The organism is Actimicrobium sp. GrIS 1.19 (assembly GCF_035984655.1).
Classification (GTDB): Bacteria; Pseudomonadota; Gammaproteobacteria; order Burkholderiales; family Burkholderiaceae_D; genus Actimicrobium.
In genome coordinates this window covers 162,645-186,160 of record NZ_JAXCHT010000001.1, presented here as the reverse complement: position 1 = coordinate 186,160, position 23,516 = coordinate 162,645, and the positions used below count along the sequence as shown (strand labels likewise).

Genomic DNA, 23,516 nt, shown 5'->3' with positions numbered 1-23,516 from the left:
GCGCCGATCTAGCGGATTATCCCGATCTGATTGCGCGCGCCGCCGCGAAACACATACAGCGTCACCGCAGCATCGCGCAAATCGCCGTGCTCATCGAAGGCCAGCAGGCCGGTGCTGCCCTGGTACCGGCTGCGCGCCAGCGCCGGCAAATACTTGTCCGGTGCAGTAGTGCCGGCGCGCTGCATGGCGTCGACCAGAACCATCACCGCGTCATGCGCGTAGGCGGCGACCCACAATACATCGGTGCCGAATTGCTTGCGGTAAGCGCGCTTGAAGGCATCCAGATCGGCGGCGCGGTCCGGCTCGACCCCGCCCGGCAGTGCGCAGACCACGCGGTCGTCGGCGATGCTGCCGCCAGCCAGGCCGGGCAGCGCGTCATTGCAGATGCCACCGCCGCCAACCAGCGTCGCGTCAATGCCGAGCTGACGCATCTGCCGCAGCAGCGGACCGGCCACCGCATCCATGCCGCCGTAAAAGATCACCTGCGGCGCAGTGGCCTTGATGGCGGTCAGAATCGCGCTGAAATCGGTGGCGCGATCGGTGGTGTATTGCTGCGACACCACGCTGATGCCGGGATGCGTGCGGATCGCCTTGGTGAATTCGTCGGCCAGACCCTGGCCATACGCGGTGCGATCATCGATCACGGCGATGCGCCTGGCGTGCAGCTGTTGCGCTGCATGTCGTGCCAGCGCCCGCCCGATCTGGACGTCATTGGCGACCACCCGGAAGGTGGTCGGCAAACCCTGTTGCGTGTATTTCGGACTGGTGGCCGCGGGCGAGACTTGCGCAATGCCGGCGTTGGCGTAGATGCGGGCGGCGGGAATCGAGACGCCGGAATTGAAATGCCCGACCACGCCATTGACCTTGGCATCCACCAGCTTTTGCGCCACGCTGGCGCCCTGCCTGGGATCGGCGCCGTCGTCTTCCGCCTGCAGCGCGAAGCGCACCGGCTGGCCGCCGATCACGACGCCTTTGGCATTGAGTGCATCGATGGCGAGCCGGGCGCCGTTTTCGCTGTCCTTGCCAAGGTGGGCGATCGGACCGGTGGTGGGTCCGGCATGGCCAATACGTACCACCTGTTGTGCTTGCACCGTGCCCAGGCCTGCGAGCACGATCAGGGCCGCAGCAGCGGCGCGGAATGCTTGGTCATGCATGGTTTTCCTTTCGACGAGTTGACAGGTATATTTTAAAAATCCGCGGCGTCACGGTGAACGAAGCGTTTGTGCTGTGGATATGACGTTTCCAACGATGCGTGGCCGTCGATAGGCGCAGGCCGGTCGGCTCGGTATAATCGGATTCCATTTCCTCACGACAGTCCGGCCTTGCCGACTGTCCCAATTTGCGCCCAATCCATGCTCGCCCATCAAAAACAACGCATCACTGACCTCTTCAACGCCGCCGTGGCGCCGCTGGTTGCCGGCACCGAGCTGCAACCGGCAGTCGTGCTCGAACGCCCGCGCGACCCCAGCCATGGCGACGTCGCCTGCAACATCGCCATGCAACTGGCCAAGCCGCTGAAAAAGAATCCGCGCGAACTGGCGCAGCAACTGGTTGCCGCCCTGATGGCCGACCCGGCCCGCAGCGGCCTGATCGACGCCGTCGAGATCGCCGGACCCGGCTTCATCAACCTGCGCCTGGCCACGGCCGCGAAACAGGAGGTGGTGCATACGGTGCTGCAGCAGAACACCGAATACGGCCGCAGCACGCAGGGCGCGGGCCGCAAGGTGCTGCTCGAGTTCGTGTCGGCCAATCCTACCGGCCCGCTGCATGTCGGCCATGGCCGCCAGGCCGCGCTGGGCGATGCGCTGTCGGCATTGTTCGAGGTGCAGGGCTATGACGTCATGCGCGAGTTTTACTACAACGACGCCGGCGTGCAGATCGCCACGCTGGCCAATTCGGTGCAGGCGCGCGCGCGCGGCTTCGTCCCGGGCGACGCGAACTGGCCGGAGCCCGCCTACAACGGCGACTACATCGGCGACATCGCGCTTGATTTCCTGGCCAAAAAAACCGTCGGCGCCGTCGATGGCGCGCCGGCCACCGCCAGTGGCGACGTCAACGACCTGGATTCGATCCGGCAGTTTGCCGTCGCCTACCTGCGCCATGAACAGGATCTGGACCTGCAGGCGTTTGGCGTGAAGTTCGACAACTACTATCTGGAGTCGTCGCTGTACGGCGATGGCAAGGTGACCGCCGCGGTCGAGGCGCTGATCGCCGCCGGCAAGACCTACGAGCACGAAGGTGCGCTGTGGCTGCGCACCACCGACTACGGCGACGACAAAGACCGCGTGATGAAGAAATCCGACGGCACCTTCACGTACTTCGTGCCGGATGTGGCGTATCACATCGTCAAATGGGAGCGCGGCTACGACAGCGCCATCAACATCCAGGGCAGCGATCACCACGGCACCATCGCGCGCGTGCGCGCCGGCCTGCAAGCCGCCGGCAAGAGCATCCCGCAGGGCTATCCCGACTACGTGCTGCACAAGATGGTGACGGTGATGAAGGACGGCGAAGAGGTCAAGATCTCCAAGCGCGCCGGCTCGTATGTCACCTTGCGCGACCTGATCGAATGGTCCAACGGCGACGCCACCGACGACCTGACCCGGGGCCGCGATGCGGTGCGGTTCTTCCTGATCTCGCGCAAGGCCGACTCCGAGTTCGTGTTCGATGTCGATCTGGCACGGGCGCAGTCGGATGAAAATCCGGTGTATTACGTGCAGTATGCGCATGCCCGCATCTGCTCGGTGCTGGCGCAATGGGGCGGCGACGAAGCAACGCTGCGCGAGGTCGACCTGAGCCCGCTGACAGCCCCGCGCGAAGCGACGCTGCTGGCCAAGCTGGCCGACTATCCGGATGCACTGGCACACGCGCTCGAAGAACTCGGCCCGCACCAGGTCGCCTTCTATCTGCGCGATCTGGCCGGGGAACTGCATAGCTACTACAATGCGGAGCGGGTATTGGTCGACGATGTGCCAACCAGAATGGCACGGCTGGCGTTGTTGCTGGCAACCCGGCAAGTATTGCGTAACGGTCTGTCGCTGCTTGGCGTATCGGCACCCACAAGAATGTAATCTTTCGAATTGAATCCAGCACGCATGAGCCAACACATCCACAAACACCTGTCCCGCCGCAGCCAAACCGGCGGCACCCTGCTCGGCCTGATCATCGGGTTGGTGATCGGCCTCGGGATTGCCGTCGGCGTCGCGCTGACCATCAACAAGACCACGCTGCCGTTCCTCAACAAGGTGGCCAAGCCCGATCGCGCCGAACTCACGCCGGGCCAGGCCACCGACCCGAACAAGCCGCTGTACGGCAACAAGAATCCGGCCAAGGAGGCTGCCAAGGGTTTTGCCGCAGCGCCGCCGGCAGTCGATCCGGCGCCGCCCAACTCGGCCGATCCGCAAGCCGTCAAGAACGCCGCCGCCAAGGAAGCCGCGGCCCAGCCGGTCGCCGAAAAGCCCAAGAAAGTCGATCCGCGCGCCGAGGAAGGCAGCGACGAGAAATGGACCTACTATCTGCAGGCTGGCGCCTTCCGCGAGCAGAACGATGCCGAAAGCGCCCGTGCCAAACTGGCACTGCTCGGCTTCGAAGCGCACATCACTGAACGGCCCAGCGACACCGGCGTGCTGTACCGGGTGCGGGTCGGGCCGTTCAGCCAGCTCGATGCAATGAATCGTACCCGTGGCAAATTGACCGACAGTGGCGTCGATGTCGCCGTTGTTCGCACCCCTAAAACCCCCTGATCCCCCGAAGGAGTCGTATGCGTTTCATTCAACAAGTGCTGGTGTCGGCAAGTCTTGGTCTGATCATGGCCGCCGCGACGGCGAGTCCGACGGCGCCGCAAAACGGCGCCGAATACCGCACGCTGGAGCGGCAGCAGCCGACCGAAGCCGGCAAAAAGGTCGAAGTCACCGAGTTCTTCTGGTATTCGTGCCCGCATTGCTTCGCGTTCGAGCCGTCGCTGGCCGAGTGGGTCAAGAAGAATGCCGACAACATCACCTTCAAGCGTGTGCCGGTCGCTTTCCGCGATTCGTTCATTCCCCAGCAGAAGTTATATTACGCGCTGGAAGCAATGGGCAAATCAGAAGAAATGCAGCGCAAGGTATTCAACGCCATCCACGTCGAACGCCAGCAGATCGACACCGATGCGACGATTCTCGATTTCGTCGGCAAGCAGGGCCTCGACAAGCAGAAATTCGCCGACGTCTACAACTCGTTCGGCATGCAAAGCAAGGTGCGCCAGGCCAGCTCGATGCAGGAGGCCTACAAGATCGACGGCGTGCCAACCATTGCCATCGACGGCAAGTACCTTACCTCGCCATCGATTGTCGGCACCGCGTTTGGCAAGAGCCAGCCTGAAAACGTGCTGGCAACCTCGACCTTGCAAGTGATGGATGCGCTGGTGGCCAAGGCCCAGGCGGAACGCAAGGGCGCCACCACGGCACCGGCAGCGCCGGCGGCCAAGGCGGCCAAGGCGCCAGCCAAGAAATAAGCGGGTACTCATCCGCGCCAGCAAACCCGTCAACCCGGCGGGTTTTTTTTATTGAGCAAGCCGGAGGTGACATGGCGGCAGCACCCATCGCGCAGCGGGTCTTCATCACCGGCGCATCAAGCGGTCTCGGCGCGGCACTCGCGCGCGCTTATGCGCAGCAAGGAGCGATCCTTGGTCTGGTCGCACGGCGGCGCGAACTGCTCGGCGAACTGGTCGCCAGCCTGCCCAATTCCGTCGCCCATCAGATTTATGTGCTCGACGTCACCGACCATGCCGCGCTGCGCGCAGCGGCGCAGCACTTCCTGGCCGGCGGTGCAGTCGACGTGGTAATCGCCAACGCCGGGATTTCGCACGGCACCCTGACCGAACACGGTGCCGATCTGGCCGTATTCCAGCGCATTGTCGACACCAACCTGATCGCCACCGTGGCCACCTTCGCGCCCTTCATCGCGGCCATGACCGCGCAGGTGCAGGGCGGACGCGCGGCGCCACGCCTGGTCGGCATTGGCAGTGTCGCCGGCATCCGCGGTTTGCCCGGCGCCGGCGCCTACAGCGCCTCCAAGGCCGCCGTCATCAGCTATTGCGAAGCACTGCGGGTCGAGCTGCGCGGGCGCGGCATCGGCGTCGTCACCATCGCGCCAGGCTATATCGCCACACCCATGACGGATCACAACAGCTACCGCATGCCGTTCCTGATGCCGGCTGACAGTTTTGCGCGCAAAGCCATCGCGGCCATCGCCGTCGGCAGCAGCTATTGCGTTTTGCCATGGCAAATGGGCGTGGTCGCGAAAATGTTGCGCCTGCTGCCCGATGCCGTGTACGACCGCTTGTTTGCGCATGCTCCGCGCAAGGCCCGCAGCGCGCCATGAAGCTCATCGACGCGCTCGGCATCAAGCACCAACCGGTCGATGCCGCACAGGCGCCGCGCATCGTCTCGCTGGTGCCGTCGATTACGGAGCTGTTGTGCGACCTCGGCCTGGCGCAGTCGCTGGTCGGGCGCACCGGTTTCTGCATTCATCCGGCCGATGTGGTGCGCGGCATTGCCAAGGTGGGCGGTACCAAGGACGTGAATGTCGACAAGATCAGCACGTTTGGCGCAACCCACCTGATCGTCAACATCGACGAAAACGAAAAACCGACCGTCGATGCATTGCGCAAGATCGTGCCGCACGTGATCGTCACCCATCCGCTGGCGCCGCGCGACAATCTGGCGCTGTATCGCTTGCTCGGCGGCGTCTTTGGCCGGGTCGCGCAGGCCGAAGCCCTGTGCGCGCAATTCGAATCGGCCGCGGCGCTGCTGACGCCTGGCGCGCCGCAACGGGTGCTGTATTGCATCTGGAAGGATCCATGGATGACGGTGTCGCGCGATACGTACATCGCGCGCATGCTGGAACAGATTGGCTGGCAGCAATGGCCGGCGCCGACGTCGATGGCGCGCTATCCGACCTTCAGCTGGTCGGATGCGCTGGTGCAAGCGGTGGACTTGGTGCTGCTGTCGAGCGAGCCGTATCACTTCGGCGAGGCGCATGTCGACAGTCTGGAACAACAGATTGGCAAGCCGGTACGGCTGGTAGATGGAGAGATGCTGTCGTGGTACGGCAGCCGGGCCATTGCCGGCTTGCAGTATTTGCGACGGATTCAGTCAGAGTGCTGAATCCGCCAGCGGGGTTGCCTCATTTTTGGCGATTGATCCGCACCAGCATGCGAATGATTTCGCGGGCGATGACGCGGTACGTCTCGTCGAGCCGTTGCAGGTCGGCGATCAGTTTGACATCGGCGGATTCGAAGCGCAGGGTCGGATCGGCCGACTCTGCACTCTTGTCGTCGCCGCCGCCAAAACGCAGCCATTCGGCGGGCACGCCCAGCCACTGCGCCAGGGTCCGTAGTTTTTCCTGAGTGGGGATCGCCTCCCCCACCAGCCACTTGCGCGCAGCATGGACGGTGATGGGCCGACCTGCGAAGCGAATGTTGAATTCGCGCGCCAGTTGTGTCGGGCTGTCCGGTGAGTAGTCGGCATTTCGCAACGCAAGCTGCAAGCGTTCGCTGAAGTCTTCTCGTTCGATAGATGCTTTCATTATTGCGCACTATTCCATGTCGAATCCTGAGAGTCAGTCTCTGACTGACAGGAACTTTTATTGACCAATAAGAATTAAATTGGAACGTGGAAATCGGTGGATGTTGTCGCGTAGCGATGAAGGCGAAGGAGGACTGCCAGAGGGCCTGCAACAAAACTTGTCGGACATCGGCAGCTCTCAGTGTAGGTGTGCGCCGATGGCGATGCAAGATGATCAACAGCTTATTTGTCGCGCGGCAAAGGTGTAGTGTTGGTGGCAAAAATTTCCAGCGAATTCGGTGCGGTGCTGTTGATGTCAGTTCACCGCAGTCCGCCCGGTTGCGCGTCAGGCGCCCAGGGCCACGAAGCGAAACACGCCATCGTCGCCAACACGACGCTGCAGCACGCCATCGAACCAGAGCTTGTGCAAATGCGCCAGCGCCTCGCCCAGCGCGAAACTCAGTTGGTGCGTATCCAGCGCGCGCGGAAACATCACCGGCAGGATGTCGGCCGCCGATTGCGGCGTGGCGCATGCCGTGACGACCTCGGCCAGGCGCGCGGCATGATGGTCATTGAGCTGGGTGATGCGCGTATGCAATCCACGAAACGGTTTGCCGTGCGACGGCAGCACCAGCGTATCGGCCGGCAGGTCCGCGTATTTGGCCAGCGAATCCAGATACTGCTGCACCGGATTGGATTCCGGCTCGATCGCAAACACCGACACGTTGGTGGATATGCGCGGCAGCACCATGTCGCCGGCAATCAGCACATTCAATTGCGCTGAATACAGCGAGGCATGCTCCGGCGCATGACCAAAACCGGTAATCACGCGCCAGTCATGCACGCCGATGCGCACGGTTTGTTCATCCTGAATGCGGCGGTACGAAAGCGGCACCGCCGGCACCAGCGTCTGGTAGTAACTCTTGCGGCCAGCCAGCCGTTCCAGCAGGGCCGGGTCGCTCAGGCCGTGGCGCTGGAAATGCGGCACGATGGCGGTGCCATCGACTCCCGGCAAGGCGGCCGACATCATGCGCGCAAAGGCGTACTCGCCGGTCGTCATCCACAGCGGCGCCTGCCAGCGCTGGCACAGCCAGTCGGCCAGTCCGACATGGTCCGGATGGCAATGCGTGGCCAGCACGCGGGTGATGGGGCGGCCGCGCAAGTGGGTGGCAAAGATGACCTCCCACGCCGCGCGCGTCTCATCGCTGGCGATGCCGCAGTCGATCGCAGTCCAGCCGTCGCCGTCCTCCAGCAGCCAGAGGTTGATGTGGTTCAGTGCGAACGGCAGGCCCATGCGCAACCAGTGCACGCCGGGCGCGACTTCGAGCAAGGCGCCGCTGGCGGGCAAGGTGTCGCCAAAAGGATAGTCAAGTTGGGCTTCGAGCAGATTCATCAGCGGTTTTTCCGGGTAGGGGATGCAAAAATCGGGCTGGCACGTCTACAATGCTTTACGTTTACGTCAACTGTCGCTTACAACACACCGGATGCCAACTTACACCATTACCGAACTGGCGCGCGAATTCGATATCACGCCACGCGCGATCCGTTTCTACGAAGACCAGGGTTTGATCAGTCCGAAGCGCGAAGGCGCCAGCGGGCGCACCCGGGTCTACACCGCGCGCGAACGGACCCGGCTGAAGCTGACGCTGCGCGGCAAACGGCTGGGCCTGACGCTGTCCGAGATCAAGGGCCTGGTCGACATGTATGAATCACCGAAGGATTCGGCGGCGCAGATGAAGCGTTTCCTGGCGGTGCTGGACGCCCATCGGCAAACGCTGGAATTGCAGCGCGAAGACATCGACATCACGCTGGCCGAAATCAGCGCGCATGAGGCCCAATGCCGCAAGGTGCTGGAGGGCCGCGCCAGTAAAAAGGCCGCGCTGAAGGCCGTTTGAATGATGCTGCGTTGACGTTTACGTTAACGTCAATCCAAGGTACACTTTCGCCACCAATTTCCCGACCACTGAGGATGCCATGATCGATCTGCCCGGACTGACGTTTGACCATGGCGAAGACATCGCCGCGCTGCGCGACGCCATCGCCCAATTCGCCAGCACCGAGATTGCGCCGCGCGCCGGCGAAATCGATCGCAGCGATCAGTTTCCGATGGATCTGTGGAAAAAAATGGGCGAGCTCGGCGTGCTCGGCATTACCGTTGGCGAAGAATACGGCGGCGCCAACATGGGCTATCTGGCCCACATCATCGCAATGGAAGAAATCTCGCGCGCCTCGGCCTCGGTCGGTTTGTCGTACGGCGCGCATTCGAATCTGTGCGTGAACCAGATCAAGCGCAATGGCAGCGATGAACAGAAGGCCAAATACCTGCCGAAGCTGGTGTCGGGCGAACACATCGGCGCACTGGCGATGTCCGAGCCGAACGCCGGTTCGGACGTGGTCAGCATGAAACTGCGCGCCGACTGGAAAGGCGACCGCTGGGTCCTGAATGGCACCAAGATGTGGATCACCAACGGCCCCGATGCCGATGTGCTGGTGGTGTATGCCAAGAACGATATCGAAGCCGGCCCGCGCGGCATGACGGCATTTCTGATCGAAAAGAATTTCCCCGGCTTTAGCGTCGCCCAGAAGCTCGACAAGCTCGGCATGCGCGGTTCGCACACCGGCGAACTGGTGTTCCGCGATTGCGAAGTGCCGGCCGAAAACGTGCTGGGCGGCCTGGGCAAGGGCGTCAATGTGCTGATGTCCGGCCTGGACTACGAACGCACCGTGTTGTCCGGCGGCCCGCTGGGCATCATGCAGGCCTGCATGGACGTGGTGATTCCGTATGTGCATGAGCGCAAGCAGTTCGGCCAGCCGATCGGCGAATTCCAGCTGATGCAGGGCAAGCTGGCCGACATGTATTCGACCATGATGGCCTGCAAATCGTACGTGTATGCGGTCGGCCAGGCTTGTGACCGTGCCAAAACGCCGGAGGCGGTGCGCGCCCTGCGCAAGGATGCCGCCGGCGCGATCCTGTACAGCGCCGAAAAAGCCACCTGGATGGCTGGCGAAACGATTCAGGCGCTGGGCGGCAACGGCTACATCAACGAATACCCGGCCGGGCGCCTGTGGCGTGATGCCAAGCTGTACGAAATCGGCGCGGGCACCAGCGAGATCCGGCGCATGCTGATCGGGCGCGAGCTGTTTGCCGAGACCCGATAACTCACCCGGTGCGCGAAATGGCTACACTGGCACTCCGGCAATGGCCATTCGGGTCCTGACATGACAGCTGCGTTCCCCAAACTGCTTTCGTCGCAGATCGCGTTCGACATCGCGCGCACCATCCTGGATGGCTTCGACAAGCACTATCGCCTGTTTCGCGCCACCAGCCAGGCGGCCAAGCGGCACTTTGAGCAAGGCGCCTGGCAGTTGCAGCAAACCAGCCTGCGCGAGCGCATCGCGTTCTATGACAAGCGCGTGCATGAGTGCGTTGCGATCCTCGAAGATGAATACGACGACGGCGAACTGACCGATGCGGTCTGGCGCGAAGTCAAGTTGCATTACATCGGCCTGCTGACCGACCACAAGCAGCCGGAGCTGGCCGAGACGTTTTTCAATTCGGTCTGCTGCAACATCCTGCACCGCACCTATTTCCATAACGACTTTATTTTCGTGCGCCCGGTGATTTCCACCGAGTACATCGAAACCAGCGATCTCGCGCCCAGCTACCGCGTGTACTATCCGGCCGCCGACGGCCTGCATTACACCTTGAAGCGCATCGTCACCAATTTTCAGCTGGCCTGTCCGTTCGCCGATCTGGACCGCGATATCGGGCTGGTCGAAAGCCGTCTGCAGGATGTGTTCGGCCCCGAGAACCTCGAACCGAATCATCAGGTGCAGGTGCTGGCCAGCCTGTTTTATCGCAACAAGGGCGCCTACATCATCGGCAAGGGCATCAATGGCAATCGCGAATACCCGTTCGTGGTGCCGATCCTGCACAACCGCAAGGGCCAGCTGATTCTCGATACGGTGCTGTTCGATCCGGCCCTGATCACCGTGCTGTTTTCGTTTACCCGCGCGTATTTCATGGTCGACATGGAAGTGCCGTCCGGCTACGTCCAGTTCGTGCGCTCGCTGCTGCCGAAAAAACCGCGCAGTGAAATCTACACGATGCTGGGCCTGCAAAAGCATGGCAAGTCGCTGTTCTACCGCGATTACCTGCACCACCTGCGCCACTCGTCGGATCGCATCGAGGCCGCGCCCGGCATCAAGGGGCTGGTGATGGTGGTGTTCGCCCTGCCGTCGTTTCCGTATGTATTCAAGGTGATCAAGGATTTCTTCCCGCCGCCAAAGGAAACCACGCCGGCGCTGGTGCGCGAAAAGTACGTGCTGGTGAAGAACCATGACCGCGTTGGTCGCATGGCCGATACCCTCGAGTATTCCAATGTCGCGTTCCCGCGCAGCCGCTTCGACGACGACTTGCTGGCCGAACTGAAATCGGTTGCGCCGTCGCTGATCGAAGAAGATGATGATCAAGTCATCATCAGGCACGTCTATATCGAGCGGCGCATGATCCCGTTGAACATCTGGCTGAGCAGCGCCGAACAACGCGGCGATGATGCAGCGATCGAGCACGGCATTTTCGAGTACGGCAATGCGATCAAGGAATTGGTGCGGGCAAATATTTTTCCGGGCGACATGCTGTACAAAAATTTCGGCGTGACCCGTCACGGCCGCGTGGTGTTTTACGATTACGATGAGATCGAATACATCACCGACTGCAATTTCCGCACCATTCCGCTGCCGCGCAACGAGGAAGACGAAATGGCCGCGGAGCCGTGGTATCCGATTGGCAAGCACGATGTTTTCCCGGAGCAGTTCGGCACTTTCTTGCTGGGTAACGCCAACGTCAAAAAGTATTTCATGAAATACCACGCCGACCTGCTCAGCGCGGCATACTGGCAGGGCTGCAAGGAGCGTATTCTGGCCGGCCAGATTGACGACGTATTTCCGTATCCGCAGCAACTGCGCTTCAGTTATCAGGCGCAACTTCTCAATAGTCCAACCGTCGCAGCGCAGGCTGCCTAACCAAAACAATTTGTCAGGAGAACCACCATGAATGATCCCATCGTCATCGTCGGCGCAGCCCGTACCCCAATGGGTGCTTTTCAGGGCGACTTCACGTCGCTGTCGGCCAACGAACTCGGCGCCGTCGCGATCCGCGCTGCGGTCGAGCGTGCCGGACTGAATCCGGACCAGGTCAACGACGTCATCTTCGGCAATTGCCTGATGGCCGGCCAGGGCCAGGCGCCAGCGCGGCAGGCCGCAATCAAGGCCGGCATTCCGGTTTCGGCCGGCGCGGTCACCCTGTCGAAGATGTGCGGCTCGGCCATGCAGGCCACCATGTACGGCGTCGATTCGCTGCTGGCCGGCACCAACGAGGTGGTCGTCACCGGCGGCATGGAGTCGATGACCGGCGCGCCGTATCTGATCCCGAAAGCGCGCGGCGGCTACCGCATCGGCCACGCCATGATGTATGACCACATGATGCTCGACGGACTGGAAGACGCTTACGACAAGGGCCGCTCGATGGGCACCTTCGCCGAAGAGTGCGTTGCCAAATACCAGTTCACCCGCGAAGAGCAGGATGCCTTCGCGATCGCCTCGGTCAAGCGCGCCCAGGCCGCCAGCGCCGATGGCTCGTTCGACTGGGAAATCGCGCCGGTGACGGTCTCGGGTCGCAGCGGCGATGTCGTCATCAGCAAGGACGAAGGTCCGGCCAAGGCCAAGCTCGACAAGATCCCGACGCTGAAACCGGCGTTCAAGAAAGACGGCACCATCACTGCGGCGTCGTCGTCGTCGATCAACGATGGCGCCGCCGCACTCGTGCTGATGCGCGAATCGACCGCCAAGAAACTCGGCTGCACGCCGATCGCCCGGATTGTCGGCCACAGCCGCCACTCGCAGGAACCGAACTGGTTCACCACCGCCCCGATCGGCGCGATCGACAAGCTGTTCAAGAAAACCGGCTGGACCCTGAAAGACGTCGATCTGTTCGAAATCAACGAGGCCTTTGCGGCCGTGCCAATGGCGGCAATGCGCGAACTCGACATCCCGCACAGCAAGGTCAACATCCACGGCGGCGCCTGTGCGCTGGGTCATCCGATTGGCGCGTCCGGCGCCCGCATCATCGTCACGCTGATCGGCGCGCTGAAAAAAACCGGCGGCAAGCGCGGCGTTGCCACGCTGTGCATCGGCGGCGGCGAAGGCACGGCCATGGCCATCGAGCTGGTGTAAGCATGGCCGTCGCTCTGATTGTGGGCGCCTCGCGCGGCATCGGTTTCGAACTGGCACGCCAGTATCGGGCCGATGGCTGGCGCGTGATCGCTACCGTGCGGCAGTTGCAGCATGCCGATGCGTTGCTCGAACTGGGCTGCGAAACCATCCAGCTCGATGTCGCCAATGTCGAGCAATGCGCTGCGCTCGGCTGGCGGCTCGACGATGAGCGGCTCGATGTCGCGATCCTGTGCGCCGGTGTCTACGGTCCGCGCACCAGCGGGCTGGAAACACCGACGCAGGCCGAATTCGACACCGTGATGCACGCCAACGTGCTGGGTGCGATGCGACTGCTGCCGCTGATTGGCCCGCTGGTGGTCAATGGCAAGGGACGGCTGGCGGTGATTTCGTCGCTGATGGGATCAATGGGTCAGCGCGGCAGTCCGAGCGGCTGGTTGTACCGCGCCAGCAAGGCCGCGCTGAATTCGGTGCTGGTCGACAGCGCCTTGACGTTCGGCCCGCAAAAGGCGATTTGCGTGTCGCTGCATCCGGGCTGGGTGCGCACCGACATGGGTGGCGACGGCGCGGATTTGGCCGTCGAAGACAGCGTGGCCGGTATCCGCACTACGCTGGCTGGCCTGCGTGCGGCCGACAACGGCAAATTTTTCAATTACGACGGCAGCGCGCTGAGCTGGTAGTTCAAAGGAACCCAATGATTTTGAGTCCAGAGCACGACATGATCCGCGAAGCGCTGCGCGCCTTCGCGCAGGAACGGCTGGTGCCGAACGCGGCCCGCTGGGACAAGGAACATCACTTCCCGCAGGATGAATTGCATGCGCTGGCCGCACTGGGTGCATATGGCGTGGCCGTGCCGGAAGCCAATGGCGGGGCCGGTCTCGACTATCTTGCGCTGGCGCTGGTGATCGAAGAAGTCGCGGCCGGCGACGGCGGCACTTCGACGGTGATTTCGGTGAACAACTGTCCGGTCTGCAGCATCGCGATGATGTATGCCAATCCGGCCCAGAAAGAGCAATGGCTGCGGCCACTGGCACAGGGCGAAATGCTCGGCGCGTTTTGCCTGACCGAACCGCATGCCGGCAGCGACGCCTCCAGTCTGCGCACCACCGCCGTGCGCGACGGTGACGACTACGTGCTCAATGGCGTCAAGCAGTTCATCACCAGCGGCAAGTATGCCGATGTCGCCATCGTGCTGGCCGTGACGGACAAAGAGGCCGGCAAGAAAGGCATCAGCGCGTTCTGGGTGCCAACCAATACGCCCGGCTACATCGTCGCGCGGCTGGAAGACAAGCTCGGCCAGCACTCGTCGGATACGGCACAGATCCTGTTCGAGAACTGCCGCATCCCGGCCGACAACCTGATCGGCGACGAAGGCCAGGGCTATCGCATCGCGCTGTCCGGCCTCGAAGGCGGACGCATCGGCATCGCCGCGCAAGCCGTCGGCATGGCGCGCGCGGCGTTCGACGCGGCGCTGCTGTATGCCAAGGAGCGTGTCAGCTTCGGCCAGACCATCTTCACGCATCAGGCAGTGCAGTTCAAGCTGGCTGACATGGCGACCCAGATCGAAGCAGCGCGCCAGCTGGTGTGGCACGCGGCGAGCCTGAAGGACGCCGGGGTGCCGTGCCTGAAGGAAGCGGCGATGGCAAAATTGTTCGCCAGCGAGATGGCCGAAAAAGTCTGTTCCGACGCGATCCAGATTCATGGCGGGTCCGGCTATGTGTCGGATTTTCCGGTCGAGCGGATCTACCGCGATGTGCGCGTGTGCCAGATTTATGAAGGCACCAGCGACATCCAGAAGATCCTGATCGGCCGTGCGCTGGCCTGACAATCGAGCCGAGGAGACCCCCATGAAAAAAGGCTACAAGGCCCTGATCGACGAAGCCAGCGCCGAGATTACGACGCTGTCGGTCGACGCCGTGCGCGCCCGGCTGGACGATCCGAAGGTGCAACTGGTCGATCTGCGCGACCCGCGCGAAGTCGAACGCGAAGGCGTGATTCCGGGCGCGTTTCATGCGCCGCGCGGCATGCTTGAATTCTGGGTCGATCCGGAGTCGCCGTATTTCAAGCCCATCTTTGGCGAAGATCGCGAGTTCATTTTCTTTTGCGCCGCCGGCTGGCGCAGCGCGCTGGCTACCAAGACGGTGCAGGACATGGGGATGACCAACGTGGCTGATCTGGCCGGCGGTTTCAGCGCCTGGAAAGCCGCCGGTGCGCCGGTGGCCGACTACGTGAAGAAGCCCCGGTGAGCCAGCTCTGCCCGTGCGGCGGCGGCGACTATGTCAGCTGCTGCGGTCGCTTCATCGATGCCGGCGCGGTCGCCGCCAGCGCCGAAGAACTGATGCGCTCGCGCTATACCGCCTACACCCGCGGCGCAATCGACTACCTGCGCGCGACCTGGTCGTCCAGCACCTGTCCGCCCGATCTGGCACATGACCCGCACGCCAAATGGCTCGGCCTCGACGTGCGCAAGATTGGCGGCAATGGCGATCACGCCAGCGTCGAATTCGTTGCCCGCTACAAGATCCACGGCCGCGCCCATCGCTTGCACGAAGTCAGTCGCTTCGTGCGTGACGATGGCCGCTGGTTGTACCTCGATGGCAGTTTCCCCGAAAGCAGAGCCACACCATGATCCTCGAATCAAAACTCAACCCGCGTTCGGATGATTTCAAGGCCAATGCCGCAGCGATCCAGCTGGTCGTCGATGACCTCAAGCGCACGGTCGAAAAAATCGCCCTCGGCGGCGGCGACGATGCGCGTGCCAAGCACACCGGCCGCGGCAAGCTGCTGCCGCGCGACCGCGTGCAGATGCTGCTCGATCCGGGCACGCCGTTTCTGGAGCTGTCGCAACTGGCCGCGCACAATGTGTACGACAACGCCGCGCCCTCGGCCGGCATCATCACCGGCATCGGCCGCGTCTCCGGCCAGGAGTGCGTGATCGTCTGTAACGACGCCACCGTCAAGGGCGGCACCTACTATCCGCTGACCGTCAAAAAACATTTGCGCGCGCAGGAAATCGCCGACCAGAACAACTTGCCATGCATCTATCTGGTCGACAGCGGCGGCGCCAACCTGCCGAACCAGGATGACGTGTTTCCCGACCGCGATCACTTCGGCCGCATCTTTTTCAACCAGGCCACGCTGTCGGCCAAGGGCATACCGCAAGTCGCGGTGGTGATGGGGTCGTGCACCGCCGGCGGCGCCTATGTGCCGGCCATGAGCGATGAATCGATCATCGTCAAGAACCAGGGCACGATCTTTCTGGGCGGACCGCCGCTGGTGAAAGCCGCCACCGGCGAAGTCGTCAGCGCCGAAGATCTCGGTGGCGGCGACGTGCATACGCGCCTGTCCGGCGTGGTCGATCATCTGGCGCAAAACGATCTGCACGCGTTGTCGCTGGCGCGCACCATCGTCTCCAACCTGAATCGGCGCAAGATCGCACAACTCGATCTGCGCGAGCCGGTCGAGCCGAACTATCCGGCCGAAGAATTGTACGGCGTGATTCCGGTCGATACCCGCAAGCCGTTTGACGTCAACGAAGTCATTGCCCGCATCGTCGATGGCAGCGTGTTCGATGAATTCAAGGCGCGCTACGGCGCCACGCTGGTGTGCGGTTTTGCGCACATCCACGGCATGCCGGTCGGGATCATCGCCAACAACGGCATCCTGTTTTCCGAGTCGGCCCTGAAGGGCACCCACTTCATCGAGCTGTGCTGCCAGCGCAAGATTCCGCTGGTGTTCTTGCAGAACATCACCGGCTTCATGGTCGGCCGCAAATACGAGAACGAAGGCATTGCGCGCAACGGCGCGAAGATGGTCACGGCGGTGGCCACGGCAGCCGTGCCGAAGTTCACCGTCATCATCGGCGGCAGCTTTGGCGCCGGCAACTACGGCATGTGCGGGCGCGCGTTTTCGCCGCGCTTCTTGTGGATGTGGCCAAATGCGCGCATCTCGGTGATGGGTGGCGATCAGGCCGCCAGTGTGCTGGCCACCGTCAAGCGCGATGGCATCGAAGGTCGTGGCGGCGCGTGGACGGCTGACGAAGAGGAAGCCTTCAAGCAGCCGATTCGCCAGCAATACGAACAGCAGGGCCACCCGTATTACGCCTCGGCGCGGCTGTGGGACGACGGCGTGATCGACCCGGCCGACACCCGCCGCGTGCTGGCGCTGGGCCTGAGTGCGGCGCTGAACGCGCCGATCGCCGAAACGAAGTTCGGTATTTTCCGGATGTGATGATGAGCACACTCACTCTCACCCGTGCCGGCCATCTCGCCACCGTCACCCTCGATCGCCCCGATGTACGCAACGCCTTCAATGCCGCCAGCATTGCCGAACTGACTGCGGTGTTTCGCGAACTCGGCGACGACGACAGCGTGCGCGCCATCGTGCTCGCGGCAAACGGCGTGGCGTTCTGCGCCGGCGCCGATCTGAACTGGATGAAGGAAATGGCCGGTTACAGCGACGCCGAGAACCTGGCCGACGCACTGTGCCTGGCCGAGATGCTGCGCACCATCTATCTGTGCCCGAAGCCGGTGGTCGCGCAAGTCCAGGGCGACTGCTATGCCGGCGGCATGGGACTGGTGGCCGCCTGCGATATCGCAGTCGCCGCCGATACGGTGAACTTTTGCCTGTCCGAAGTCCGGCTCGGCTTGATCCCGGCCACGATTTCCCCGTACGTGATCAAGGCAATGGGGGAGAATGCGGCACGGCGTTATTTTTTGACGGCGGAACGCTTCGATGCCAGTGAAGCGCTGCGCATTGGTTTTGTCGCACAGGCGGTGCCGGCAGCGGCGCTGGATGAGGCCGTGGCAGCACTGGTCAAGGCACTGGTATCGGCCAGTCCGAATGCGGTGCGCGAAGCCAAGCGACTGGTCAGCGACATCGGCGGCGCGCCGATCACCGATGCGCTGATCGCCGAGACCGCCGAACGGATCGCTGTCATTCGCGCCTCCGACGAAGGACGCGAAGGCGTGCGCGCCTTTCTGGACAAGCGCAAGCCGGGCTGGTTGGATTGATTACGCAACTTATTCACACAAATTTTTTTCAGGACACCTCGCAATGACTTCACAAACCATCGTTTTTCAAGCGCCGACTCCCACTATCGTGGCCACCCAATGGCCGGTAGAAGATGTGCTGGCACTGTTCAACCTGCCGTTCAACGAGCTGCTGTTTCGCGCCCAGCAAATTCATCGCGAGCACTTTGATCCTACCGAAGTCGAACTGGCCACGCTGCTGTCGATCAAGACCGGCGGCTGTCCGGAAGACTGCGGCTACTGCCCGCAAGCGGCGCGCTACGACACCGGCGTGACCGCGCAAAAAATCCTGCCGCTGGACGAAGTGCTGGCCGCCGCCAAGCAGGCCAAGGCGCATGGCGCCACGCGCTTTTGCATGGGAGCGGCATGGCGCGAGCCAAAGGATCGCGATCTGGAACAGGTCGAAGAGATGGTGCGCGAAGTCAAGGCGCTGGGTCTGGAAACCTGCGCCACGCTCGGCATGCTGGGCGAAGGCCAGGCTGAAAAACTGAAGAATGCCGGTCTCGATTACTACAACCACAATCTCGATACCGCCCCCGAGTTCTACGGCAACGTGATCTCGACGCGCGACTACCAGCATCGCCTCGACACGCTGGGCCGGGTGCGCGGCGCCGGCATCAAGGTTTGCTGCGGCGGCATCGTCGGCATGGGCGAATCGCGCCTGCAACGCGCCGGGCTGGTAGCGCAACTGGCGAATCTGGAGCCGTATCCGGAATCGGTGCCGGTGAATCATCTGGTGCAGGTCGAAGGCACGCCGTTGTATGGCGCCGAAGCGCTCGATCCACTGGAATTCGTGCGCACCATCGCGGTCGCGCGCATCACCATGCCGCTGGCACGGGTGCGCCTGTCGGCGGGGCGGCGCCAAATGGGCGAAGCGGTGCAGGCGCTGTGCTTCCTGGCCGGTGCGAATTCGATTTTCTATGGCGACAAGCTGCTCACCACCGGCAATCCGGAAGTCGAAGAAGACCAGGCCCTGCTGGCCAAGCTCGGCATGCGCACACGCGCCACCGCCATCGAGGCCGACGGCTGCCATTAATCCGGCGCCGACCCCAAATCCTATAAAAAAAGAGACACCATGTTCACCAAAATCCTGATTGCCAATCGTGGTGAAATCGCCTGCCGTGTCGCTGCCAGTGCGCGTCGGCTCGGTGTGAAAACGGTGGCGGTGTATTCCGATGCCGATGCCCACGCGCGCCATGTCGCGCTGTGCGACGAAGCAGTGCATATCGGTCCGGCCGAAGCCAAGGCGAGTTACCTGCGCGGCGACCGCATCATCGAAGTCGCGCTCGCTACCGGCGCGCAGGCGATTCATCCCGGCTACGGATTTTTGTCGGAGAACGCCGGCTTCGCCGATGCCTGCGCCGCCGCCGGACTGGTGTTCATCGGACCGCCGGCGTCGGCGATTCGGGCCATGGGCAGCAAGTCCGCGGCCAAGGCGTTGATGGAGACGGCCGGGGTGCCGCTGGTGCCGGGCTATCACGGCGACAATCAGGAACCCGGCTTTCTGAACGACCAGGCCGACCGCATCGGTTATCCGGTGCTGCTCAAGGCCAGCGCCGGCGGTGGCGGCAAGGGCATGCGCATCGTTGAAGCCAGCGCCGACTTCAAGGCCGCGCTGGCGTCCTGCAAGCGCGAGGCGATCAGCAGTTTTGGCGACGACAAGGTGCTGGTCGAAAAATACCTGAGTGCGCCGCGTCACATCGAAATCCAGGTGTTCGCCGACACCCAGGGCGATTGCGTGTTTTTGTTCGAACGCGATTGCTCGGTGCAGCGCCGCCACCAGAAGGTGCTGGAAGAAGCGCCCGCGCCCGGCATGACGCTGGAACGGCGCAACGCGATGGGCGAGGCCGCGATGGCCGCCGCCAAAGCGGTGAACTACGTCGGCGCCGGCACCGTTGAATTCATTGCCAACCAGGATGGCTCGTTCTATTTCATGGAAATGAATACGCGGCTGCAGGTCGAGCATCCGGTCACCGAAATGATCACTGGCCAGGATCTGGTCGAGTGGCAGTTGCGCGTGGCGTCGGGCGAACCGCTGCCGCGCACGCAAGAGCAGTTGTCGATCTACGGCCACGCGCTGGAGGCGCGCATCTACGCCGAAAATCCCGAGAAGGGCTTCCTGCCATCGATCGGCACGCTGCGGCATCTTGGCACGCCGACCGCGATCAGTTTCGCCACCCCGACCGGCATGAAGACGCACAGCGTCACCCGCATCGACAGCGGCGTGCGCGAGGGCGATGCGATCTCGCCGTTTTACGATCCGATGATTGCCAAGCTGATCGTCTGGGGCAAGGACCGCGACGCCGCGCTGCGGCAGATGAGCGAGGCATTGTCGCAGTACCGCATCGTCGGCTTGTCGTCGAACATCGCCTTCCTCAAGCGGCTGGTCGAGAGCGAGGCGTTCTCCAGCGCCACGCTCGACACCGGGCTGATCGAACGCAACCAGGCGGCCTTATTTCCGCCGCCGCAAGCGGTGCCGTTTGCGGTGCTGGCGCTGGCTTGCGCCGCCCTGCTGCAGGACGACCGCCAGGGCGCGACCGACCCGTGGTCCGACAGCAGTGGCTGGCGCATGAACGTGCCACTGCAACGCACCCTGCGCTTTGCCGACGAGGACCGCGTCAGCGATGTCGTGGTGACCTACCGGCAGCACGGCTGGCAACTGGCGCACGGTGCCGACTCGGCAGCGCTGCAGATCACCGGTCACGCCGACAACCTGCTCACGCTGCAATTCGGCGAGCGCACGGTGCGCGGCACGGTGCTGCGCGACGGCGAGCACTTTCATGTGTATCAGGACGGCCTGCACAGCACGCTGCTGTGGAACGATCCGCTGGCCCATTCTGGCGAAGCCGAAGCCGAAGGCGGCCGCCTGACCGCGCCGATGCCGGGCAAGATCGTGGCGGTGCTGATCGCTGCCGGCGATGCGGTCGAAAAGGGCGCGCCGATGCTGATCATGGAAGCGATGAAAATGGAACACACCATCACCGCCCCGGCCTCCGGCGTGGTCGAGCAGGTGCTGTACGCGGTGGGCGATCAGGTCAGCGAAGGCGCGCCGCTGATGTCGTTCAAGACGGCATAACGGAGCAGGTATGGAAATTCTTGTTTATGCGCACGGCAGCAGCGGCGAAGAATGGCTGGCCGACCTCCAGCGCGCGTTGCCGCTGGCCGATGTGCGCCTCTGGCGCGAAGGCGACCAGGCCGCGGCCGACTACGCGGTGGTGTGGCGTCCCCCGGCCGAGATGCTGCGCGGCCGCGCCGACCTGAAGGCGATCTTCAATCTCGGCGCCGGCGTCGATGCGATCCTGCAACTGGGCGAGGCCTTGCCCGACGTGCCGGTGGTGCGGCTGGATGACGCCGGCATGGGAGTGCAGATGGCCGAGTATGTCACGCACGCGGTGTTGCGTTATTTCCGTCGCTTCGACGAGTTCGATGCGCAATCGCGCGACCACCAGTGGCGTTTTCTGAAGCCGCGCAGCAAGGAAGATTTTTGCATCGGCATCCTTGGCATGGGCGTGCTCGGCAGCCGCATCGCCGAGGCGCTGCAGCACTTCGATTTTCCGGTGCATGGCTGGAGCCGCAGCCGCAAGGAAATCGCCGGTGTGCATTCGCACGCCGGCACCGAGGAGCTGGAAACCTTCCTGTCGCACTCGCAGGTGCTGGTCTGCGTGTTGCCGCTGACCGACGACACCAGCGGCATCCTCGACTACGGCACGCTGGCGCATCTGCCCAAGGGCGCCTTTCTGATCAACGTCGCGCGCGGTGCGCACCTGGTCGAGCGTGACCTGCTGCAATTGCTCGAAGACGGCCATCTGGCCGGCGCCACGCTGGATGTGTTCCATGACGAACCGCTGCCGTCCGACCACCCGTTCTGGCGCGAACCACGCATCACCATCACGCCGCATATCGCCGCCCTCACCCAGCGCGGCGACAGCATCCGCCAGATCGCCGCCAAGATCAAATTGATGGAGCGCGGCCAGCCGATTGCCGGTCTGGTCGATCGCACCAAAGGATACTGACATGACCCTGCCCACCCGCGTCAAAATCGTCGAAGTCGGCCCGCGCGACGGCCTGCAAAACGAAGCCGAAACCATTTCCGCCGCGATCAAGATCGCCCTGATCGACCGTCTCAGCGCGGCCGGTTTCCGCAACATCGAAGCGGCCTCGTTCGTCTCGCCCAAGTGGGTGCCGCAGATGGCCACCTCGACCGAAGTCATGGCCGGGATTGCGCGCCGCGACGGCGTGATCTATTCCGCGCTGACGCCCAACCTGCACGGCTTTGGCGCCGCACTGGCGGCCCGCGCCGACGAAGTGGTGATCTTCGGCTCGGCCTCGGAAGCGTTCTCGCAAAAGAACATCAACTGCTCGATCGCCGAGTCGATCGAACGCTTCGCGCCGGTCGCGCAAGCAGCCAAACTGCACGGCCTGCGCCTGCGCGGCAGCATCAGCTGCACCATGGGTTGCCCGTATCAGGGCGCGGTGTCACTGGACAGCGTGGCCGATGTGGTGGCGCGCATGCGCGAGCTCGGCTGCGATGAAATCGATATCGCCGATACCATCGGCGTCGGCACGCCGCATCAAGTGCAGTCGGTGATGCAACGGGCCGCGCAGGAGTTTCCGATCGCGCAGTTGTCCGGCCATTTTCATGACACCTATGGTCAGGCACTGGCGAATATCTATGCCAGCCTCGAAGTTGGCGTGGCGATCTTTCATGCGTCGGTGGCCGGTCTGGGCGGCTGTCCGTATGCCAAGGGCGCGACCGGCAATGTCGCCACCGAAGACGTGCTGTATCTGATGCAGGGACTCGGCATCGAGACCGGTATCGACCTCGATCTTGTGGTCGACGCCGGGCAATTCATCGCCGCCCATCTGGGGCGCAAGGCGGTCAGTCGGGCAGGCAATGCACTTGCCGCCAAGCGCCTGGGATAGTCCCGGCGTTGAAAAACCGGCATCGCATGGAACCGCCGCGGTGGTGACGCCACATACGGCATATCCACTTGCAACGGCGGATGCGTTACCGCTGCAGTCGCGCATTGCCATCCCATGCCATGTCCAATTCCATTGGCTCCATCAAAAGTAATCCGGCCTATCCGTCCGGCGCAACGGCGCCGGCCGTCAATGACGCTGCGGCCCTGAAGCCGCAGCCGTCGATCACCCCACCGCCGGCCAGCCAGAAGGCGTCCGCCACGCCGATCGAAACCGCGCTGCGGCAACTGCTTGCACTGCGCCGGCTGTCCGACCTCCGTCGGCCCGGCGCGACCCAGGCACGCCATGCCTCCGCCGCGCATGGCGCCTTGCAGGACTTCACCGAGGCGCGCAAGGACACCGACGCAGCCATCGCCCGGCTGCAACTGTTGGAGCGCCATTCATGAGCCATTCCCCTGACGAATTCGCCAGCGCCTCAGCCGAGCTGCTGGAATGCCTGCGTTTCGAACTCGATTGCCTGGCTGCGCTATCCGACGCGCTGACCAGCTTGCAACGCGTCGACCAGAAAAAACGCGACGCCGCCCGCAAGATCGTCAGCGACGCCGCGCCCGATACCGCGCTCGGCGCGCAACTGCACGACCTCGAGCGGGAATCGGACGCCCTCCAGCAAGCCCGCAGCGAAGAACTCGCGATGATTGATCGCTACGTCGAACGCCGCACCGAAAGCGTAGTGGCCTTGCTGACGCGGGCAAAAGCGGCGGGCTGACGGCAGGCCGGCACGGAACCTGCG

24 protein-coding genes are annotated in these 23,516 nt (G+C 63.3%); 21 read left to right on the top strand and 3 right to left on the bottom strand.

What is annotated here, in order from left to right; all coding sequences use genetic code 11:
- Positions 1–8: 8 nt before the first annotated feature.
- Positions 9–1,154: a branched-chain amino acid ABC transporter substrate-binding protein gene (locus tag RCH09_RS00890; protein WP_326939132.1), complete on the bottom strand. Its 1,146-nt coding sequence runs from the start codon at positions 1,152–1,154 to the stop codon at positions 9–11.
- A gap of 198 nt (positions 1,155–1,352) precedes the next feature.
- Here RCH09_RS00890 and argS point away from each other — a divergent pair, with 198 nt between their 5' ends.
- The 5 genes from argS to RCH09_RS00865 all read left to right on the top strand — a co-directional run bounded on the left by argS (position 1,353) and on the right by RCH09_RS00865 (position 6,146).
- Positions 1,353–3,071: an arginine--tRNA ligase gene (argS, locus tag RCH09_RS00885; protein WP_326939131.1), complete on the top strand. Its 1,719-nt coding sequence runs from the start codon at positions 1,353–1,355 to the stop codon at positions 3,069–3,071.
- A gap of 24 nt (positions 3,072–3,095) precedes the next feature.
- The gene (locus RCH09_RS00880; RefSeq protein ID WP_326939130.1) at positions 3,096–3,743 is read left to right on the top strand and encodes an SPOR domain-containing protein; all 648 of its coding nucleotides are present in this window, start codon (positions 3,096–3,098) and stop codon (positions 3,741–3,743) included.
- 17 nt (positions 3,744–3,760) lie between these two features.
- Positions 3,761–4,492 carry a thiol:disulfide interchange protein DsbA/DsbL gene (locus RCH09_RS00875; protein WP_326939129.1) on the top strand — a complete coding sequence of 244 codons (732 nt, stop codon included), beginning with the start codon at positions 3,761–3,763 and terminating at the stop codon, positions 4,490–4,492.
- Positions 4,493–4,563: 71 nt separating this feature from the next.
- The gene (locus RCH09_RS00870; protein ID WP_326939128.1) at positions 4,564–5,361 is read left to right on the top strand and encodes an SDR family oxidoreductase; all 798 of its coding nucleotides are present in this window, start codon (positions 4,564–4,566) and stop codon (positions 5,359–5,361) included.
- Positions 5,358–6,146, top strand: coding sequence for a helical backbone metal receptor (locus tag RCH09_RS00865; protein WP_326939127.1), 789 nt, complete (start codon positions 5,358–5,360; stop codon positions 6,144–6,146). Before RCH09_RS00870 ends, RCH09_RS00865 begins: the two co-directional genes overlap by 4 nt.
- 19 nt (positions 6,147–6,165) lie before the next feature.
- On the opposite strand, the gene RCH09_RS00860 is transcribed toward RCH09_RS00865, so the two are convergent.
- Positions 6,166–6,528, bottom strand: a complete 363-nt coding sequence (locus RCH09_RS00860) for a hypothetical protein (protein ID WP_326939126.1) — start codon at positions 6,526–6,528, stop codon at positions 6,166–6,168.
- A gap of 363 nt (positions 6,529–6,891) precedes the next feature.
- A complete protein-coding gene (locus tag RCH09_RS00855) occupies positions 6,892–7,938 on the bottom strand; it encodes an MBL fold metallo-hydrolase (RefSeq protein WP_326939125.1) in 1,047 nt (348 codons plus the stop codon).
- A gap of 91 nt (positions 7,939–8,029) precedes the next feature.
- Here RCH09_RS00855 and RCH09_RS00850 point away from each other — a divergent pair, with 91 nt between their 5' ends.
- The 16 genes from RCH09_RS00850 (at position 8,030) to RCH09_RS00775 (ending at position 23,492) form a co-directional block, all read left to right on the top strand.
- A complete protein-coding gene (locus tag RCH09_RS00850; RefSeq protein WP_326939124.1) occupies positions 8,030–8,440 on the top strand; it encodes a MerR family transcriptional regulator in 411 nt (136 codons plus the stop codon).
- Between the two features lie 79 nt (positions 8,441–8,519).
- The gene (locus RCH09_RS00845; RefSeq protein ID WP_326939123.1) at positions 8,520–9,704 is read left to right on the top strand and encodes an isovaleryl-CoA dehydrogenase; all 1,185 of its coding nucleotides are present in this window, start codon (positions 8,520–8,522) and stop codon (positions 9,702–9,704) included.
- A 60-nt stretch (positions 9,705–9,764) separates the two neighbouring features.
- On the top strand, positions 9,765–11,570 hold the full coding sequence (gene aceK / locus RCH09_RS00840; RefSeq protein ID WP_326939122.1) for a bifunctional isocitrate dehydrogenase kinase/phosphatase: 1,806 nt from the start codon (positions 9,765–9,767) through the stop codon (positions 11,568–11,570).
- A 27-nt stretch (positions 11,571–11,597) separates the two neighbouring features.
- On the top strand, positions 11,598–12,779 hold the full coding sequence (locus tag RCH09_RS00835; RefSeq protein WP_326939121.1) for an acetyl-CoA C-acetyltransferase: 1,182 nt from the start codon (positions 11,598–11,600) through the stop codon (positions 12,777–12,779).
- 2 nt (positions 12,780–12,781) lie between these two features.
- On the top strand, positions 12,782–13,456 hold the full coding sequence (locus RCH09_RS00830) for an SDR family oxidoreductase (RefSeq protein ID WP_326939120.1): 675 nt from the start codon (positions 12,782–12,784) through the stop codon (positions 13,454–13,456).
- 14 nt (positions 13,457–13,470) lie between these two features.
- Entirely contained in the window at positions 13,471–14,601 is a 1,131-nt protein-coding gene (locus tag RCH09_RS00825; protein WP_326939119.1) for an acyl-CoA dehydrogenase family protein, read from the top strand.
- Positions 14,602–14,623: 22 nt separating this feature from the next.
- The gene (locus RCH09_RS00820; protein ID WP_326939118.1) at positions 14,624–15,022 is read left to right on the top strand and encodes a rhodanese-like domain-containing protein; all 399 of its coding nucleotides are present in this window, start codon (positions 14,624–14,626) and stop codon (positions 15,020–15,022) included.
- The gene (locus tag RCH09_RS00815; RefSeq protein ID WP_326939117.1) at positions 15,019–15,405 is read left to right on the top strand and encodes a YchJ family protein; all 387 of its coding nucleotides are present in this window, start codon (positions 15,019–15,021) and stop codon (positions 15,403–15,405) included. Before RCH09_RS00820 ends, RCH09_RS00815 begins: the two co-directional genes overlap by 4 nt.
- Positions 15,402–17,006 carry a carboxyl transferase domain-containing protein gene (locus tag RCH09_RS00810; protein ID WP_326939116.1) on the top strand — a complete coding sequence of 535 codons (1,605 nt, stop codon included), beginning with the start codon at positions 15,402–15,404 and terminating at the stop codon, positions 17,004–17,006. The genes RCH09_RS00815 and RCH09_RS00810 overlap by 4 nt, the downstream gene beginning before the upstream one ends.
- Positions 17,003–17,788: an enoyl-CoA hydratase/isomerase family protein gene (locus tag RCH09_RS00805; RefSeq protein ID WP_326939115.1), complete on the top strand. Its 786-nt coding sequence runs from the start codon at positions 17,003–17,005 to the stop codon at positions 17,786–17,788. The genes RCH09_RS00810 and RCH09_RS00805 overlap by 4 nt, the downstream gene beginning before the upstream one ends.
- A gap of 43 nt (positions 17,789–17,831) precedes the next feature.
- Positions 17,832–18,842, top strand: coding sequence for a biotin synthase BioB (bioB, locus tag RCH09_RS00800; RefSeq protein ID WP_326939114.1), 1,011 nt, complete (start codon positions 17,832–17,834; stop codon positions 18,840–18,842).
- A 39-nt stretch (positions 18,843–18,881) separates the two neighbouring features.
- Positions 18,882–20,882, top strand: coding sequence for an acetyl/propionyl/methylcrotonyl-CoA carboxylase subunit alpha (locus RCH09_RS00795; protein WP_326939113.1), 2,001 nt, complete (start codon positions 18,882–18,884; stop codon positions 20,880–20,882).
- Positions 20,883–20,892: 10 nt separating this feature from the next.
- Positions 20,893–21,819, top strand: coding sequence for a 2-hydroxyacid dehydrogenase (locus RCH09_RS00790; protein ID WP_326939112.1), 927 nt, complete (start codon positions 20,893–20,895; stop codon positions 21,817–21,819).
- Between the two features lies 1 nt (position 21,820).
- Positions 21,821–22,729 carry a hydroxymethylglutaryl-CoA lyase gene (locus tag RCH09_RS00785; protein ID WP_326939111.1) on the top strand — a complete coding sequence of 303 codons (909 nt, stop codon included), beginning with the start codon at positions 21,821–21,823 and terminating at the stop codon, positions 22,727–22,729.
- A gap of 119 nt (positions 22,730–22,848) precedes the next feature.
- On the top strand, positions 22,849–23,172 hold the full coding sequence (locus RCH09_RS00780; RefSeq protein ID WP_326939110.1) for a hypothetical protein: 324 nt from the start codon (positions 22,849–22,851) through the stop codon (positions 23,170–23,172).
- Positions 23,169–23,492 carry a hypothetical protein gene (locus RCH09_RS00775; RefSeq protein ID WP_326939109.1) on the top strand — a complete coding sequence of 108 codons (324 nt, stop codon included), beginning with the start codon at positions 23,169–23,171 and terminating at the stop codon, positions 23,490–23,492. The genes RCH09_RS00780 and RCH09_RS00775 overlap by 4 nt, the downstream gene beginning before the upstream one ends.
- Positions 23,493–23,516 lie beyond the last annotated feature (24 nt).